This window comes from Flavobacterium sp. GNP001, from assembly GCF_054343775.1.
On the sequence record NZ_JBTGUX010000001.1, the window covers coordinates 1744083 to 1761290 of the forward strand.

The following is a 17208-nucleotide window of genomic DNA, read 5'->3' on the forward strand; positions in this document are numbered from 1 at the left end:
AAAATAAATAAGGATTTCAAATGTGCGTTTTACGATGCAGCTTTTTTATATCTTTGACGTTCAAACAAGCAAAAAATAATGATTACCAAAGCAACCGCATCTGATATAACAGCACTCAACACATTGATAAATTCGGCTTATCGCGGCGAATCTTCTAAAAAAGGCTGGACCACCGAAGCCAACATTTTAGAAGGTTTGCGAACCACCGAAAGGGAATTAGCCGAAACCTTAAATGATCCAAAAAATACTATCTTAAAATACACTGAGCAAGAGCAAATTATTGGTTGTGTTTTATTAGTTCAAAAGGAAAATCAACTGTATTTGGGAATGCTGACAGTATCACCCGAATTACAAAATGGAGGTGTTGGTAAAAAACTACTTCAAGAAGCTGAAATTCATGCCAAATCACTTTCATTACCCAAAATTGTAATGACAGTAATATCTGTTAGAGAGGAACTTATAGCATGGTATAAGCGAAATGGTTATGCAGAAACAGGCACGCGAGAGCCTTTCCCTGCAAGTGAAGTTCATATTCCGATTACAGCTGAGCCACTAGAATTTTTAGTTCTCGAAAAGGTACTTTAAGAAAATCATTTTGGTTACAAAACCATTTCTTCAAATAGGCGTTGGGTAGTTAAATCTAAATCTTCGCAAAGTCCCGCATGCGGACGAGAAGTTTGTATCACAGAGCTCCGCAAGGCGGTTAACCATCTAAAACGAGAAGGAATATCAAACTGCGCTATTGGACCTGCTTGCTTTTCGCCATGGGCAATTTTTGCCAAAGCCTCGATATTTAATTGCAGTTGTTCAACGTCTAATTCTTTCGAAAATAATTGTAATTTTAATGGATTGATAGTAAAAAGAACTTTAATAAATTTGGCTTTTTTACAAAACAAAATGACACCAACATTGAGAAATTCTTCGCGCTCAACTTGAGGTACCACTCGTATTACCGCGTACTCATATAAGTGTTTTTCTTGCATTTTGCGCTTCTTTTATAAAAATTTCAGAATGTTGTAATCGGGTCGATAAAAAGTTGAAATATACTTGGCGGATTTGTTCAGGAGTTTCATCTGTATCTTCCCAATGCAACCAAACCTCAGGTATTAAATTGACAATTTCTTGTAAAACAGCAGGCGTTAAAAGAGCTTTACTAGCAGCATCTACCTCATCAAGTAAACTAGCTTGTGGCAAAAGCACATGATCTTTAATCAACCCAAACGGGCTTTGTGCATGTTTTTCCCAAGTGGTCCAAGAATGATGAAAGTATAAACTGGCACCGTGATCAATCAACCACAATTCCTTTTTCCACAGCAACATGTTAGTATTTCTAAACGTGCGATCTACATTGGTGATAAATGCATCCAACCATACAATTTGAGAAGCTAATTTAGCATCAACTAGAGTAACCACAGGGTCAAAATTAATAGCACCAGACAAATAATGCAGCGCCAAATTAAGGCCTTGACTTCCTTGTAACAAATCCTGAATTTCTTCGTCAGCCTCCGAGCGGCCAAAAGCTTCGTCAAGGTTTGCAAAAACCAATTCAGGCATTTTAAAACCCAAAAAACGGGCAATCTCGCCACCTATTAATTCGGCAATAAGTGCCTTAACACCATGCCCTGCTCCTTTAAATTTTAAGACATATTTAAAATCATCATCGGCTTCAGCTAATGCGGGCAACGATCCACCTTCCCGTAAAGGGGTAATGTAACGCGTCACGTTTACTGTTCTCAAATGCAGTGTTTTATCCATAATTTAATTGGCTAAGGTGATTTTACCTATTTGCAAATTTACAAATAAGTGCTGTAAAATTTCGGCATTGGCACTATTACTATTTATTAAGCATTGCTAATCGACTGAATAGCTATTAATTTTCCTAACCTATTATCAAAAAACAGAACACCGAAAACGATTGAAATAATCCCTCAAAGAACCTTTGTCACACCGAATAAAATCAATAAATTAGCCACTTAAAATTTTAGATTCAACGCAATGAAAAATACTGCGCTAACGCACATACATGAAAGTTTAGGAGCAAAAATGCTACCATTTGCAGGCTTTAACATGCCTATTTTATACGAAGGAGTTAATGCTGAACACGAAACCGTACGTAACGCCGTAGGTGTTTTTGATGTTTCGCACATGGGCGAATTTTTGCTTACCGGACCAAATGCTCTAGCTTTAATCCAAAAAGTAACATCAAATGATGCAGCTACCTTAACTATTGGAAGAGCGCAATATTCTTGTTTGCCTAATGCTGATGGCGGAATTGTAGACGATTTATTAGTTTACAAAATGAAAGAAGAGCAATATCTTTTGGTTGTAAATGCATCAAACATTGACAAAGATTGGGAATGGATTTCTAGCCATAATGATTTAGGTGTAGATATGAAAAACCTTTCAGACGATTATTCTCTTTTAGCTATTCAAGGGCCAAAAGCAGTTGAAGCTATGCAGGCTTTAACTTCTGTTGATTTAGCGTCTATTGCGTATTACCATTTCGAAGTAAGTGACTTTGCAGGGATTGAAAATGTTATTATTTCAGCAACGGGATACACAGGTTCTGGCGGCTTCGAAATTTATTGCAAGAATGATGAAGTAGAGCAAATTTGGAACAAAGTATTTGAGGCAGGTGCTTCATTTGGAATCAAACCAATTGGTTTGGCAGCTCGTGATACTTTACGACTGGAAATGGGATTCTGTTTGTACGGAAACGACATTAACGATACTACCTCGCCATTAGAAGCTGGTTTAGGCTGGATTACAAAGTTCAACAAAGATTTTGTGAATGCCGCAAACTTAAAAGAACAAAAAGAAAAAGGAGTTAGCCGCAAATTAGTAGCTTTCGAAATGCAAGAACGTGCCGTACCAAGACACGATTACGAAATAGTTAATGCAGAAGGAACTGTAATTGGCATTGTAACTTCAGGAACTATGTCGCCTTCTATGAACAAAGGAATTGGACTAGGATACGTTACTACAGAAAACAGTACTGTTGATAGCGATATTTTTATCCGTATCAGAAAAAATGATGTTCCTGCGAAAGTAGTTAAGCTACCTTTTTACAAAAAATAATTCCGAAAAGGATCTCAAACAAAAAACCGGTAAGCATTAGCTTCCGGTTTTTTTTATCTTGAACTTCAAGAAACTCGTTTATTTTTTATGAATTGTGATGCTTGCTTTCTCCCCTTTCTTTAAATTCGACATCAAGTCAAAAGAAGTATCTCCATCAAATAATGTAATCTTGGCGGTGTTCGGAGCAATTGTACCTTCGTTAATTGCTTCAATTTTAAACTCATTTTTATTACCATCAAGTACCACTTCGATAATTCTTTTAGCATTAGTTAATTTATGCTTAGCCAGAATTAATTTATTATTTTGATAAATATTTACAACATCGCCATCCTCTTTACCAATGTCATAAATCTCCATTTTAAATTTATTCGATCCCCAAAAAACATTTAAATTTTCATCGTTACTCAATCGATTTGTTTTTAAACTGTCCAACACTTTTAAAGGATTGATGGTTTCTTTAGTTTTTACATCTACCTTATTTGATTTTTGAATGCGATTATTCACCTTATTTACCAAATTATAAAGTTTAGCACTTCCAATTAAAACAAGAGTTCCATCAATACACTTTTGTTTGTTTTTATACAAACCTTTAAAAGCTCCTTCCAATTTACTTGTACTTTGCACCAACTTCAATTTTCCTGAGAAATTAACAAAACAGAATGCACTCTGCTCAAACTTTGATTTGGTGTACACAATATTGGTTTCGCGGAACTCAAACAACTTTAGTTTTTTATTATAGCTACCTTCAATTAAATTTTTGGTTTCGTGCTTACCTGCTAAATCAGTAATTGAATAGCCCTTTAATTTTCCGTTCAATTCTTCAAAAACCAAACGGTATGTGATGACACTTTTATCATTTCCATTCAGTTTTAATGCTCCAAGAAACTCGTAATTATTTTGTGAAAATGCATTTTCTACTGTTAGGAAGTATCCTAGAAAGGCCACAAAAAAAATTGTTATTTTTTTAATAAAAATATACATCGGTATTTTATTTTTTTATTTATATTTGGCACAAACTTAAACTTTTTCCTATGAAAATCAAATTACTTTTTACAGTTGTACTGTTATTTTTAGGTGTTTTAACAACAACCTACGCATCTTTCCCTGTGCAAAGAGCAACAAGTGAAAACACTACAGTAGTGAACACGCAAGAAGATGAGTTATCATCTCCAGCCGCTATTGCAAGCGGAAAAAGTCAATTGACAGCCTTATTATTGGCTATTTTTGTTGGTGGAATCGGGATTCACCGTTTTTACTTAGGATACACTTGGCAAGGAATTGTTCAGTTGTTGACATTTGGAGGTTGCGGAATCTGGTCTTTAATTGACTTAATTCGTATCATCACTGGAGATTTACAACCAAAAGGAGGTTCTTACTCTAAAACACTTTAATACAACCTAAAAATGCGTAAAGCTTATTTTTATCTTTCGAATCTTGTATTGATTTTAGCTCCAATTGTTTTGCTCTTTTTACCAAAAACTTGGTTTGATAAAGGAGAAAGCACTTGCTTGTCTGTAGTATTGGCAGGAATTGAATGTTATGCTTGCGGACTAACCAGAGCTGTAATGCATTTTATTCATTTTGACCTTGTAAAGGCTTGGGAATACAACCCACTTTGCTTTGTTGTAGTGCCAATGCTATTTGTCATGTGGCTAAAAGCAATTTACGATATTCAGGGTAAAAAAATACCAGGCATTATAGGTAGATTAACTTATCCAAAAGAGGCTTAGGCCTCTTTTTTTTGCTTTATTTTTTTATATTTGCACTTCAAAATAATTAATAGAAATGGGAAGAGCGTTTGAATTTCGAAAAGGAAGAAAAATGAAACGTTGGTCAGCAATGGCCAAAGCGTTTACCAGAATTGGTAAAGATATCGTGATGGCTGTTAAGGAAGGTGGACCTAATCCAGAAGCCAACTCCAGACTAAGAGCGGTGATCCAAAACTCGAAGGCAGTTAACATGCCGAAAGAAAACGTGGAACGCGCCATCAAAAAAGCAACTGACAAAGATACGGCTAACTACAAAGAACAATTATTTGAAGGTTACGCTCCACACGGAATTGCTATACTAATTGAAACAGCAACAGATAACAACAATCGCACAGTAGCCAACATTCGTAGTTACTTTAACAAATGTAACGGTACTCTTGGAACACAAGGATCTGTAGAATTCATGTTTGACCATACTTGTAATTTCCGTATTCCGAATAACAACCAAGATATCGAAGAACTAGAATTAGAATTTATCGATTTTGGTGCAGAAGAAATTTTTGCTGATGAAGATGGCATTTTAATTTATGCTCCTTTTGGAAGTTTTGGAACTATCCAAAAAGAACTAGAAAGTCGCGGAATCGAAATTCTTTCTTCAGGTTTTGAAAGAATTCCACAAATTACCAAAAAACTTACTGAAGCTGAAATGGCGGATGTAGAGAAATTGATCGAAAAAATTGAAGAAGATGATGACGTTATGAACGTTTATCACACTATGGAAGAATAAATTTTTCTTTTTACAATACTAAAAGCTCTTGTTTTACAAGGGCTTTTTTTATGGATATCATTACCACAAAGCAAAAAAAACTCCAGATTGCTCTGGAGTTTTATATGGGATTTAATTCAATATTGAATTATTTAATAAATTCGATTTTTTGAACTTCCTCTTCATTGATACTATCAAAAAAGCCTTGCTCATTCATCCAATCATCGCTAAATACTTTGCTCATATAACGAGAACCGTGATCAGGAAAAATAGCAATTACGTTGCTGTTTTCATCAAACTCACCTTCTTCAGCATATTGCTTGATGGCTTGCATTACTGCACCAGAAGTATAGCCTACAAACAAACCTTCTTTTTTGGTGATTTCACGAGCAGTATGAGCACTTTCCTCATCAGTTACTTTCATGAATTTATCAATAATATCAAAATCAGTTGCTGATGGAATTAAATTTTTCCCTAAACCTTCAATACGGTACGGATAAATTTCTTCACTATCAAACTCTCTAGTTTCGTGGTATTTTTTTAACACCGAGCCAAAAGCATCTACTCCTAAAATTTTGATATTCGGATTTTGCTCTTTTAAATATTTGGCTGTACCAGAAATAGTTCCTCCGGTTCCGCTGCAAGCAACCAAATGTGTAATCTGTCCGTTAGTTTGTTTCCAAATTTCTGGACCGGTAGAGTTATAATGTGCATCAATATTTAACTGATTGAAGTATTGATTGATGTAAACTGACCCTTTTGTTTCTTCGTGTAAACGTTTTGCTACATTATAATAAGATCGCTCATCATCTGCTGAAACGTGTGCTGGACAAACATAAACTTTGGCGCCCAAGCTACGCAACATGTCAATTTTATCTTTTGATGACTTTGAACTTACTGCTAAAATGCAATTGTATCCTTTAATGATACTTACCATAGCTAAACTAAATCCAGTATTACCCGATGTAGTTTCTATAATGGTATCACCTGGAGTTAAAATCCCACGTTTTTCAGCTTCTTCAATTATATATAATGCAATTCTATCTTTAGAGGAATGTCCTGGATTAAAAGCTTCAACCTTAGCGTAAAAATTTCCAACTAGATCTTCAGTAACTTTATTTAGTTTAATAAGGGGTGTATTCCCTATTAATTCTAAGACATTATTATAAGCAGATATTTCTTTTTTCATAAAAAAATAGTTAGTCGCACCGACTATAAATTCGAACGCGCATGGTGCAAATTTAACAAAAATAATCTAATTAGTTTTTAATTTCTTCTAAATCTAACAAAAAACTGTATTCCTTAGCGAGTTCTTTCAAAGCCTCAAATCGTCCTGAAGCCCCGCCATGACCCGCATCCATATTGGTGTTCAAATACAAAACAGTATCATTGGTTTTAAATGCACGAAGCTTAGCCACCCACTTAGCAGGCTCCCAATACTGCACCTGCGAATCGTGCAGGCCTGTTGTAACAAGCATATTAGGATATTTTTGTGCTTTTACGTTATCATAGGGCGAATAAGACAACATATAATCATGGTATTTTTTTACGTTTGGATTTCCCCATTCGTCGTATTCACCCGTTGTTAAAGGTATAGTATCATCTAGCATCGTTGTTACTACATCAACAAATGGTACTTGAGCAATTACGCCTTTATACAATTCAGGAGCCATATTGACTACCGCACCCATTAGTAATCCACCAGCTGAGCCTCCTTCAGCGTACAAATGATCTGCAGAGGTATAACCTTGCTCTATTACAAATTTAGAGCAATCAATAAAATCAGTAAACGTATTTTTCTTTTTCAGCAATTTCCCATCTTCGTACCATTGCCTTCCTAAATCTTCGCCTCCGCGGATGTGTGCAATTGCAAAAACAAATCCACGATCTAAGATAGAAAGTCGTGTAGATGAAAAATAGGTATCCATCGTTACACCATATGAACCATATGCATACAGTAATAATGGATTTTTACCATCTTTATTCAAGCCTTTTCTGTACACCATCGAAATTGGCACTTTGGTACCATCCTTCGCAGTCGCCCACACACGTTCTTCGGTATAATTGTCTTTATCAAATTTACCACCTAGAACTTGTTGCTCTTTTAGAATCGTCTTCTCCTTCGTTGTCATATTAAAATCAATGACTGACGAAGGTGTAGCCAATGACTGGTAACTGTAACGCAAAACATCTGTATCAAAATCGATATTCGTCGTAGTGAAAGCATTGTAAGTCTCGCTACCAAAAGGCAAGTAATAGTCAGCTTCCCCACTCCAAGGCATAATTCGAATAAGATTCAAACCATTTGAGCGTTCTTCGACAACTAAATAGTTTTTGAAAATTTCAATATCCTCTAGCAAAACATCTTCACGGTGCGCAATTACATCTTTCCAATTTTCTTTGGATGTAGCGTTTTCTGGGGTTTTCATTAGTTTAAAATTACTCGCCTTATCCTTGTTGGTTAGGATGTAAAATGAATCTCCAAAATGCGAAATACTGTATTCTAAACCACGCACTCTTTTTTGAAAAATAGTAAATTCGCCATCAGGCTGCTCCGCATTTAAAATGCGGTACTCGGTTGTAAGTGTACTGCCTGAACTGATTACAATATATTTTTTAGACTTTTCTTTACCAACAGAAACACTAAATGTATCGTCTTTTTCATAAAAAACAACCACATCCTGATCAGCTGAAGAGCCTACTTTATGTTTAAAAACCTTATCGGAACGCAGCGTAACCGTATCTTGTCGGGTGTAAAAAATAGTTTTATTATCATTTGCCCAAACGGAACTTCCGTCAGCATTTTCAATGGTATCAGAGAATAATTCGCCCGTTTCTAGGTTTTTGATTTGAATGGTGTAAATTCTTCTTCCCACCGTATCGATTCCGAAACTCACCAATTTATTATCAGGACTGATACTCATACCACCAAGTTGAAAATAAGAGTGTCCTTTAGCTAATTCATTACAATCAAAAAGAATTTCTTCAGTAGCAGTCAAACTTCCTTTTTTTCGAGAATAAATCGGATAACCTTTGCCAGTTTCGTAACGAGTAATGTAGTAATAACCATTATACAAATACGGAACGGACTGGTCATCTTCTTTAATACGCGCTTTCATTTCTTCGTACAAAGCTTTCTGAAAATCTTTCGTACCAGCAGTAGAAGCTTCGTAGTAGGCATTTTCTTGATTCAAATAATCAATTACTTCTGGATTCTCGCGATCGTTCAGCCAAAAATAATTATCGATACGTTTTTGATTGTGTTTTTCTAGCGTTTTAGGTATAATTTTAGCTTTTGGCTGAGTCATAGGAGTTACTATTTTTTGTGCTTGCACATTACTATTTACAATTGCAAAAATAAGACAAACACCACTAAGGAAGGGTGTGTTTTTCATGAATCTTTTATTGATAATGACTACGCAATATAGTAATTTTGTATCTGAATTAACTTAAAAATAGCTAAACATGGATTTAATGGGAATGATGGGCAAATTAAAAGAGACCCAACAAAAAATAGAAGACACAAAAAAGAGACTTGATACAGTATTGATTGACGAACAAAGTTCAGATGGATTACTAAAAGTGACGCTAACTGCTAACAGAGCAATCAAATCAATTAGTATTGATGATGCACTTTTGGAGGATAAAGAACAATTAGAGGATTATATGATTTTGGTTTTGAACAAAGCTATCGCAAAAGCTTCTCAAGTTAATGAAGCCGAATTGGATGCTGTGGCAAAAATGGACATGCCGATGATTCCAGGAATGGATAATTTGTTCAAATAAAAAATAAAGCTTAAGGTTTACTGTTTTTAATGATTTAAAAAACGGTAAACCTTAAACTTTAAAAAGTTCTTGAATTAGCTTTACACTAATTTTTGGAGTGTTTCAAGCACATAGGTATGCATTACTTCTTTATAATCTAAATGGGTTACAATACGCAGTTTTCCATGCCCCATTGAACTAATTAAAATATTTTTCTGCTTTAAGAGTTCGATTAAATTCTTCTCGATTACATTCGGCACCAAAGTAAAAATCAAAATGTTCGTTTCTACTGGTTCGACAGAAGCTACCCAACTTACCCTTTTTAATACTTCTGCAATTTCTTTAGCTCTGCGGTGGTCTTCGGCCAAGCGTTCAATATTATTATCTAAAGCATAAATTCCGGCTGCAGCCAAATAACCTACTTGGCGCATTCCTCCACCAAATATTTTTCGGATGCGTAAAGCGCGATGTATTGTTGCTTTGTCACCCAAAAGCACTGAACCAATTGGAGCACCCAAACCTTTTGACAAACACACTGAAATCGTATCAAAAATTTGCCCAAATGCCCTAGGATCTTGACGTTTAGCTACCAATGCATTCCAAATTCGCGCGCCATCTAAATGGAATTTTAAATTATTGGCTTTACAAACTGCTTGGATTTTTTGCAAATCTTCAATTTCATAACAAGCGCCACCACCTTTATTGGTAGTGTTTTCAACGCAAACCAAACTCGTTAACGGGCTGTGGTAAAATTCGGGATCATTAATAGCTGCTGCCACCTGATCTGCTGTAATCATTCCGCGTTTTCCGTCAAGCAAACAGCAGGATACACCGCTATTGAACGAAACTCCACCACCTTCGTAATGATATACGTGTGCGTATTTATCGGCAATTAACTGCTCGCCTGGTTGCGTATGTAATTTAATGGCCGTTTGGTTAGCCATCGTTCCTGAAGGAAAAAAAAGACCAGCCTCCATACCAAACATCGCTGCTACTTTGGCTTCAAGAGCTATAACTGTAGGATCTTGCTTGTACACATCGTCTCCCACAGTTGCGTTCAACATGTGCACTAGCATTTCGCGAGACGGTTTTGTAATCGTATCGCTTATTAAATTTATTTCCATATTATATTTTTATTTAGACACGGTGCAGCACTTACAATTGCACCGTCGCATAATTTTCCTATTTTTGTGGCACAAATTTACACAATACGAATTGTTATTTCCAATAAGTTCCGTTAAATCTGAACTAATATTACACAGCAAAAACGTAGCGAGGTAAAATGATTATCTAACAACCTAGTACACTAATTTTTATGACAACTACCGAACAAATAAAAGGTATTGTAGAGCGCCTTGGTGCGTTGAGGAGGTATCTTTGACGTTGATGCCAAACTAATTGAAATTTCTAACGAAGAAGAAAAAACATTTGCTCCCGATTTTTGGAACAATCCTAAAGAGGCTGAGCTTTTGGTAAAAAATCTTCGAAACAAAAAAAAATGGATAGAAGACTACAATAAAGCGGTTGAAATGACCGACGAATTAGAGTTAGCCTATGATTTTTACAAAGAAGGAGAACTTTCTACAGAAGAATTAGACGAGCAATACACCAAAACAGAAGCACATATTGAAGCTATCGAATTCAAAAACATGCTCTCTGACGAAGGCGATACGCTTAGTGCCGTAATCCAAATTACAGCCGGTGCTGGTGGAACTGAAAGTTGTGATTGGGCCGAAATGCTTACGCGTATGTACATGATGTGGGGCGAAAAATACGGATACAAAATCAAAGAACTGAACTTTCAAAAAGGAGAAGCCGCTGGAATCAAAACCGTAACATTAGAGTTTGAGGGCGATTATTCATTTGGCTATCTAAAAGGAGAAAACGGCGTACACCGATTGGTGCGTATTTCGCCTTTTGACAGTAATGCCAAACGACATACTTCTTTTGTTTCCGTATACGTGTACCCGCTTGTTGATGATAGTATTGAAATTGAAATCAATCCTGCGGATATTGAAATTACTACCTCACGATCTAGTGGTGCAGGTGGTCAAAACGTGAATAAAGTAGAGACGAAAGTACAACTATTTCACAAACCAACCGGTATTCAAATTCAATGTTCAGAAACGCGTTCACAGCAAGATAACAGACAACGTGCCATGCAAATGCTTCGATCACAGTTGTATGAAATTGAATTGAAAAAGAAACAAGCACAACGAGCGGATATTGAAGCTGGCAAGATGAAAATTGAATGGGGCTCACAAATCCGAAATTACGTGATGCAACCTTACAAACTGGTTAAAGACGTCAGGACTGGCTACGAAACGAGCAATGTGGATGGCGTCATGAATGGTGAAATTGATGCGTTCCTAAAAGCCTATCTGATGATGATGGGACAAAAAGAAGAATAAATTTTAAAATCCTATAAAAAACTTTTTTTATAGGATTTTTTATTTAAAAAAAGAATATCAAAACTGCAATTACAAAACTTCAATAACAATCAAAAAATGTTAGAACTAAAATGGAGGATTAATTAGGATAACTACGGGTAAATTCTTTTATTTGAAAAATATTTAACTCAAAAACATCCAATTTTTCAATGAAATCCTATACAATTAACGAAATAAACGAAATTCTTAACGGAGAAATCGTTGGGTCAACCCTAACAAGCATTACTGCTCCAGAACAATTAGAAGCTGCCAGCATTACGGACATTTCATTTATAGGAAACAAAAAATACGAAAAATTTTGGGCAACCTCAAAGGCTTGTGCTGCTGTTGTAAATGAAGATATTAGCATCGAACCAGGTGATAATCGTGCTTTTATCAAAGTTAAAAATGCTGACTTGGCTATGTCACAAGTTTTAGAACTTTTTGCTCCACCAACTCCAGTTTTTGCAGTAAGCATACATCCTACTGCAACCATCGATGCTACCGCACAAATTTGTAATGGCGCTAAGATTGGCGCTGGATGCTACATAGGACCTAATGTAATAATTGGCGACAACTCAACTATCTATCCAAACGTAACCATTTTAGACGAATCAACAGTGGGTAAAAACACCGTAATCTGGTCAGGAACGGTGGTAAGAGAGCGCTGTCATATTGGTAACGATTGTATTATTCATCCGAACGCAACAATCGGTGCTGATGGTTTTGGTTTTCGACCTGATCCGCAACGTGGTTTGGTAAAAATTCCGCAAATTGGAAATGTCATCATTGGTAATAATGTTGAAATTGGCGCCAACTCTTGTGTTGACCGCGGTAAGTTCAGCTCAACAGTTCTTGGTGATGGATGTAAAATCGATAATCTGGTGCAAATTGGTCACAACAGTAAACTAGGCAAATTTTGTATCATGGCCGGAAACAGCGGATTGGCTGGATCTGTAACCTTAGGAAACGGCGTAATCATTGGTGGAAGTGCATCGATTAAAGATCACACGACTATCGGTGATGGTGCCATTGTTGGTGCAGGGTCTGGTGTAACCGGCGATATTCCTGCTGGAAAAACGATGTTGGGTTACCCTGCAGTTGAGGCCAGAGATGCCCTAAAACAATGGGCAATCTTAAAAAGACTCGTTAACGAATCTAAAAATAAATAATTATTTTTTTTATCATATCCATAAAAAAACAGAAGTTCGCTTCTGTTTTTTTGTTTATATAGCAATCAAACACGCTATTTTTTTCACTAGAACAAAGCATTGATACTAATAATTAAGTTCCTTTTTGTATTTTAGCACAAACTTTTATAACTATAATTGACCATGGATTTGAACTTCAATAAAAACGAAGACCACAATAAACTTTTGTTATCTGCTTTACGCCAAAGATTAAGCATTGTTAAACTAGGCGGCGGCGAAAAACGCATTCAAAAATTGCATAGCGAGGGCAAAATGACAGCACGCGAACGCATTGATTATTTATTAGACCCGAAAGCAAAAAGTATAGAAATTGGTGCTTTTGTAGGCGAAGGAATGTACAAAGAACACGGCGGATGTCCATCAGGAGGCGTAGTGGTAAAAATTGGTTATATCAAAGGCAAACAATGCGTAGTTGTTGCCAACGATGCTACCGTAAAAGCAGGTGCTTGGTTCCCAATTACTGCAAAGAAAAATCTTCGCGCACAAGAAATCGCAATGGAGAACAGATTACCAATCATTTACCTAGTTGATAGCGCTGGTGTTTATCTGCCATTACAAGATGAAATTTTTCCTGACAAAGAACATTTTGGCCGAATTTTCAGAAATAATGCGCAAATGAGCAGCATGGGTATTACACAAATTGCTGCAGTTATGGGAAGTTGTGTCGCTGGTGGCGCGTACTTACCAATCATGAGTGACGAAGCTATGATTGTTGATAAAACCGGAAGTATCTTTTTGGCAGGAAGTTATTTAGTAAAAGCTGCCATTGGAGAAAGCATTGATAATGAAACTCTAGGCGGTGCAACAACACATTGTGAAATTTCAGGTGTGACTGATTATAAAGCCAAAGATGATAAAGACGCTTTAGATAGAATTAAAAAAATAGTAGATAAAATTGGTGATTTTGACAAAGCTGGTTACAACCGTATTGCTCCAGAAAAACCAAAATTTGACGAAAATGAAATTTACGGTTTGTTACCAAAAGCGCGAAGCGAACAGTATGATATGATGGATATCATTCACCGTTTGGTCGATAATTCTGAATTTGAAACATACAAAGATGGTTACGGACAAACCATTATCACGGGTTACGCCCGCATTGACGGTTGGGCAGTAGGAATTGTGGCTAACCAACGTAAAGTGGTAAAAACCAAAAATGGCGAAATGCAGTTTGGAGGAGTGATTTACTCTGATAGCGCTGACAAAGCCACTCGTTTTATCGCTAATTGCAACCAAAAGAAAATTCCGTTGGTATTTGTGCAGGATGTTACTGGATTTATGGTGGGTTCAAAAAGCGAGCACGGCGGAATCATCAAAGACGGAGCTAAATTGGTTAATGCCGTTTCTAACTCTGTTGTTCCAAAATTCACAGTAATTGTTGGTAACTCCTACGGTGCCGGAAACTATGCCATGTGCGGTAAAGCGTATGATCCTCGATTAATTTTTGCTTGGCCAAGCGCTGAACTAGCGGTAATGGGCGGTACGCAAGCAGCCAAAGTTTTAGCTCAAATTGAAGCTTCATCGCTCAAGGCAAAAGGCGAACTGGTAGACGAAACGAAGGAAAAAGAATTATTCGACACTATCAAAGCGCGTTATGACGAACAAGTTTCTCCTTACTACGCAGCATCACGCTTGTGGACAGATGCCATCATTGACCCTCTTGATACCAGAACTTGGATTTCTATGGGAATTGAAGCAGCCAACCACGCTCCTATTGAAAAAGCTTTTAACTTGGGCGTAATTCAAGTGTAAATCACATTGACTGAATTACTAATTGCAAAATACATAAAACAAAATAGCCCGATTTTAAGTCGGGCTTTTTTTGTGGAACAAAACAATTTAAAAATCGATTAGCTATCCTTTAAACATAAAAAAGTGAGTTGTTTCCAACTCACTTTTCTAACAAATTAAATTCAAAATCTAAACCAAATCAAAACGGTCAAGATTCATTACTTTAGTCCAAGCTGCAACAAAATCAGTTACAAATTTATCTTGGCTTGTACTGTATGCATATACTTCGGCAAGTGCTCTTAATTCTGAATTAGAACCAAAAATCAAATCAACTCTTGTTCCAATCCATTTGATACCTCCTGCCATACGATCGCTTCCTACAAAAGCATCATCTGATTCAGAAACCGCTTTCCAAGTAGTGCCTAAATCCAATAGGTTTACAAAGAAATCATTCGTTAAAGCATCTACTTTTTTAGTGAATACTCCGTTTTGAGATTGGTCAAAATTAGTGTTCAATACACGTAATCCACCAACTAAAACGGTCATTTCTGGCGCAGTTAAAGTTAATAATTGTGCTTTATCAATAAGCATTTCTTCTGCTGAAACAGTGTATTTAGTTTTTACATAATTTCTAAATCCGTCCGCTTGCGGCTCTAAAACTGCAAACGACTCTACGTCTGTTTGTTCTTGAGAAGCGTCTGTTCTACCTGCTGCAAAAGGAACTTTGATAGCGTGTCCTGCATTTGCTGCTGCTTTTTCAATTGCCGCATTTCCAGCCAAAACAATTAAATCCGCAATTGATAAATGTTTCCCAGTAGTTTGAGCTGCGTTAAATTCATTTTGAATTCCTTCTAAAGTTTGTAAAACACGTTGCAATTGTGCTGGATTGTTAACTTTCCAGTTTACTTGTGGCTCTAAACGAATACGTGCTCCATTAGCTCCACCACGCTTATCAGATCCTCTAAATGTAGATGCTGAAGCCCATGCTGTACTTACTAATTCAGAAATACTCAATCCTGAAGCTAAAACTTTTGCTTTCAAAGCTGCTTCATCTTCAGCATCAATTAAAGCATGAGTAACTGCAGGAACTGGATCTTGCCAAATTAATTCTTCAGCAGGAACTTCTGGTCCTAAATAACGAACTTTTGGTCCCATGTCACGGTGTGTCAATTTGAACCAAGCTCTTGCAAAAGCATCATTAAAAGCATCTGGATTAGCTAAGAAATGTCTTGAAATTTTTTCGTAAGCTGGATCAACTCTTAAAGATAAATCAGTAGTTAACATAAACGGCTGGTGCGTTTTGTTTGGGTCGTGCGCATCAGGAACTGTACCTGCTCCTGCATCACCAACTGGTTTCCATTGGTGTGCTCCACCTGGACTTTTCGTTAATTCCCATTCGTAACCAAATAAGTTTTCAAGGTAATTGTTACTCCAAGTTGCCGGCGTAGTTGTCCATGCACCTTCTAATCCACTTGTAATTGTATCCGCTCCGTTTCCAGTTCCGTAAGTGTTTTTCCAACCTAAACTTTGCTCTTCCATAGAAGCTGCTGCAGGCTCTGCGCAAACATATTTATTTGGATCAGCAGCACCGTGCGTTTTTCCTAAAGTGTGTCCACCCGCAATAAGTGCAACTGTTTCTTCGTCATTCATGGCCATTCTACCAAAAGTCTCTCTGATATCTTTAGCTGCTAATAATGGATCTGGATTTCCATCTGGTCCTTCTGGATTCACATAAATCAATCCCATTTGCACTGCTGCTAACGGATTTTCAAGTTCACGATCACCAGAGTAACGGCTGTGTGGTTCCGTACTTAATGAAAGCCATTCTTTTTCAGGTCCCCAATAAATATCTTCTTGTGGTTCCCAAACATCAACACGACCTCCTGCAAAACCAAATGTTTTGAAACCAGCTACCTCAAGCGCACAGTTTCCTACCAAAACCATTAAATCTGCCCATGATACTTTGTTTCCGTATTTTTGTTTGATAGGCCAAAGTAATAGTCTTGCCTTATCTAAGTTAGCGTTGTCTGGCCAGCTGTTTAATGGTGCAAAACGTTGTGTACCAAAACCTGCTCCACCTCTACCATCGGCAATACGATAGGTACCTGCACTATGCCAAGCCAAACGAATGAAGAACGGACCATAGCTACCGTAATCAGCAGGCCACCAATCTTGTGAAGTAGTAATTACCTCTTTGATATCATTTTTTAAAACTTCTAAATCAACTGATTTAAATGCCTCCGCGTAGTTAAAGTGCTCTCCCATTGGGTTTGAAGCCACTCCATTCTGACGCAGAATATTCAGGTTTAATTGATTTGGCCACCAATCGCGATTGATTTTACCATTACGTTCACTTTGCTTAGGCGCATTTGCACCAGCAGAGAAAGGACATTTACTCTCTCCATTCACATTGTAAGAGGTAGGTCTTGAATTATTTTCCATAATATGTTTGATTTTTAATTTTCTAATTCCAAATTTACCAATAAAAATTCGAGTGTAATCAAAATTTTAATAGATAA

The 17208-nt window shown here is 36.7% G+C and carries 16 protein-coding genes; 9 read left to right on the plus strand and 7 right to left on the minus strand.

Features of this window, described 5'->3' with window-relative positions; translation table 11 throughout:
- Positions 1 to 78 precede the first annotated feature (78 nt).
- Complete coding sequence (locus ACXX8U_RS07435) at positions 79 to 585, plus strand: GNAT family N-acetyltransferase (RefSeq protein ID WP_458565302.1); 507 nt, start codon at positions 79 to 81, stop codon at positions 583 to 585.
- 14 nt (positions 586 to 599) lie between these two features.
- On the opposite strand, the gene ACXX8U_RS07440 is transcribed toward ACXX8U_RS07435, so the two are convergent.
- Both ACXX8U_RS07440 and ACXX8U_RS07445 read right to left on the minus strand, forming a co-directional pair.
- On the minus strand, positions 600 to 983 hold the full coding sequence (locus tag ACXX8U_RS07440; RefSeq protein ID WP_458565303.1) for a DUF3037 domain-containing protein: 384 nt from the start codon (positions 981 to 983) through the stop codon (positions 600 to 602).
- Entirely contained in the window at positions 961 to 1755 is a 795-nt protein-coding gene (locus ACXX8U_RS07445; protein WP_458565304.1) for a HipA family kinase, read from the minus strand. The genes ACXX8U_RS07440 and ACXX8U_RS07445 overlap by 23 nt, the downstream gene beginning before the upstream one ends.
- 240 nt (positions 1756 to 1995) lie before the next feature.
- Between ACXX8U_RS07445 and gcvT the strand changes: the two genes are divergently transcribed.
- A complete protein-coding gene (gene gcvT / locus ACXX8U_RS07450) occupies positions 1996 to 3078 on the plus strand; it encodes a glycine cleavage system aminomethyltransferase GcvT (RefSeq protein ID WP_458565305.1) in 1083 nt (360 codons plus the stop codon).
- Positions 3079 to 3156: 78 nt separating this feature from the next.
- On the opposite strand, the gene ACXX8U_RS07455 is transcribed toward gcvT, so the two are convergent.
- On the minus strand, positions 3157 to 4023 hold the full coding sequence (locus ACXX8U_RS07455) for a hypothetical protein (protein ID WP_458565306.1): 867 nt from the start codon (positions 4021 to 4023) through the stop codon (positions 3157 to 3159).
- Positions 4024 to 4109: 86 nt separating this feature from the next.
- Here ACXX8U_RS07455 and ACXX8U_RS07460 point away from each other — a divergent pair, with 86 nt between their 5' ends.
- From ACXX8U_RS07460 to ACXX8U_RS07470, 3 genes are read left to right on the plus strand one after another with little or no spacing between them, the layout of a single operon-like run.
- Positions 4110 to 4469, plus strand: coding sequence for a TM2 domain-containing protein (locus ACXX8U_RS07460; RefSeq protein WP_306262780.1), 360 nt, complete (start codon positions 4110 to 4112; stop codon positions 4467 to 4469).
- A 12-nt stretch (positions 4470 to 4481) separates the two neighbouring features.
- A complete protein-coding gene (locus ACXX8U_RS07465; protein ID WP_458565307.1) occupies positions 4482 to 4808 on the plus strand; it encodes a DUF2752 domain-containing protein in 327 nt (108 codons plus the stop codon).
- Positions 4809 to 4863: 55 nt separating this feature from the next.
- Positions 4864 to 5574, plus strand: coding sequence for a YebC/PmpR family DNA-binding transcriptional regulator (locus ACXX8U_RS07470; RefSeq protein ID WP_166133708.1), 711 nt, complete (start codon positions 4864 to 4866; stop codon positions 5572 to 5574).
- A gap of 127 nt (positions 5575 to 5701) precedes the next feature.
- Here the strand turns inward: ACXX8U_RS07470 and capA are convergent, their stop codons facing one another.
- Positions 5702 to 6742 carry a cysteate synthase gene (gene capA / locus ACXX8U_RS07475; RefSeq protein WP_458565308.1) on the minus strand — a complete coding sequence of 347 codons (1041 nt, stop codon included), beginning with the start codon at positions 6740 to 6742 and terminating at the stop codon, positions 5702 to 5704.
- 70 nt (positions 6743 to 6812) lie between these two features.
- Positions 6813 to 8948, minus strand: coding sequence for a S9 family peptidase (locus tag ACXX8U_RS07480; protein ID WP_458565309.1), 2136 nt, complete (start codon positions 8946 to 8948; stop codon positions 6813 to 6815).
- Between the two features lie 70 nt (positions 8949 to 9018).
- On the opposite strand from ACXX8U_RS07480, the gene ACXX8U_RS07485 reads away from it, so the two are divergent.
- Positions 9019 to 9339: a YbaB/EbfC family nucleoid-associated protein gene (locus tag ACXX8U_RS07485; RefSeq protein ID WP_210790012.1), complete on the plus strand. Its 321-nt coding sequence runs from the start codon at positions 9019 to 9021 to the stop codon at positions 9337 to 9339.
- 80 nt (positions 9340 to 9419) lie between these two features.
- On the opposite strand, the gene ACXX8U_RS07490 is transcribed toward ACXX8U_RS07485, so the two are convergent.
- Positions 9420 to 10442: a threonine aldolase family protein gene (locus ACXX8U_RS07490; protein WP_166133700.1), complete on the minus strand. Its 1023-nt coding sequence runs from the start codon at positions 10440 to 10442 to the stop codon at positions 9420 to 9422.
- Positions 10443 to 10633: 191 nt separating this feature from the next.
- Here ACXX8U_RS07490 and prfB point away from each other — a divergent pair.
- From prfB to ACXX8U_RS07505, 3 genes are all read left to right on the plus strand, one after another.
- Positions 10634 to 11729 (plus strand): peptide chain release factor 2 gene (gene prfB, locus ACXX8U_RS07495; protein ID WP_210790014.1). Its coding sequence is split into 2 segments (ribosomal slippage): positions 10634 to 10696 and positions 10698 to 11729, totalling 1095 coding nucleotides; the frame shifts between segments, so codons are not numbered across the junction.
- A 188-nt stretch (positions 11730 to 11917) separates the two neighbouring features.
- Entirely contained in the window at positions 11918 to 12919 is a 1002-nt protein-coding gene (lpxD, locus tag ACXX8U_RS07500; protein ID WP_458565310.1) for a UDP-3-O-(3-hydroxymyristoyl)glucosamine N-acyltransferase, read from the plus strand.
- A gap of 162 nt (positions 12920 to 13081) precedes the next feature.
- Positions 13082 to 14710 (plus strand): acyl-CoA carboxylase subunit beta, encoded by a 1629-nt coding sequence (locus tag ACXX8U_RS07505; RefSeq protein WP_458565311.1) that lies wholly within the window; start codon positions 13082 to 13084, stop codon positions 14708 to 14710.
- A gap of 168 nt (positions 14711 to 14878) precedes the next feature.
- Here ACXX8U_RS07505 and katG read toward each other — a convergent pair whose 3' ends face one another.
- Positions 14879 to 17131, minus strand: a complete 2253-nt coding sequence (gene katG, locus ACXX8U_RS07510) for a catalase/peroxidase HPI (protein WP_458565312.1) — start codon at positions 17129 to 17131, stop codon at positions 14879 to 14881.
- Positions 17132 to 17208 lie beyond the last annotated feature (77 nt).

Coding starts and splice junctions, on each gene's coding strand:
- ACXX8U_RS07435 (WP_458565302.1), top strand. CDS start 79: ATGATTACCAAAGCAACCGCATCTGATATAACAGCACTCAACACATTG.
- ACXX8U_RS07440 (WP_458565303.1), bottom strand. CDS start 983: ATGCAAGAAAAACACTTATATGAGTACGCGGTAATACGAGTGGTACCT.
- ACXX8U_RS07445 (WP_458565304.1), bottom strand. CDS start 1,755: ATGGATAAAACACTGCATTTGAGAACAGTAAACGTGACGCGTTACATT.
- gcvT (WP_458565305.1), top strand. CDS start 1,996: ATGAAAAATACTGCGCTAACGCACATACATGAAAGTTTAGGAGCAAAA.
- ACXX8U_RS07460 (WP_306262780.1), top strand. CDS start 4,110: ATGAAAATCAAATTACTTTTTACAGTTGTACTGTTATTTTTAGGTGTT.
- ACXX8U_RS07465 (WP_458565307.1), top strand. CDS start 4,482: ATGCGTAAAGCTTATTTTTATCTTTCGAATCTTGTATTGATTTTAGCT.
- ACXX8U_RS07470 (WP_166133708.1), top strand. CDS start 4,864: ATGGGAAGAGCGTTTGAATTTCGAAAAGGAAGAAAAATGAAACGTTGG.
- capA (WP_458565308.1), bottom strand. CDS start 6,742: ATGAAAAAAGAAATATCTGCTTATAATAATGTCTTAGAATTAATAGGG.
- ACXX8U_RS07480 (WP_458565309.1), bottom strand. CDS start 8,948: ATGAAAAACACACCCTTCCTTAGTGGTGTTTGTCTTATTTTTGCAATT.
- ACXX8U_RS07485 (WP_210790012.1), top strand. CDS start 9,019: ATGGATTTAATGGGAATGATGGGCAAATTAAAAGAGACCCAACAAAAA.
- ACXX8U_RS07490 (WP_166133700.1), bottom strand. CDS start 10,442: ATGGAAATAAATTTAATAAGCGATACGATTACAAAACCGTCTCGCGAA.
- lpxD (WP_458565310.1), top strand. CDS start 11,918: ATGAAATCCTATACAATTAACGAAATAAACGAAATTCTTAACGGAGAA.
- ACXX8U_RS07505 (WP_458565311.1), top strand. CDS start 13,082: ATGGATTTGAACTTCAATAAAAACGAAGACCACAATAAACTTTTGTTA.
- katG (WP_458565312.1), bottom strand. CDS start 17,131: ATGGAAAATAATTCAAGACCTACCTCTTACAATGTGAATGGAGAGAGT.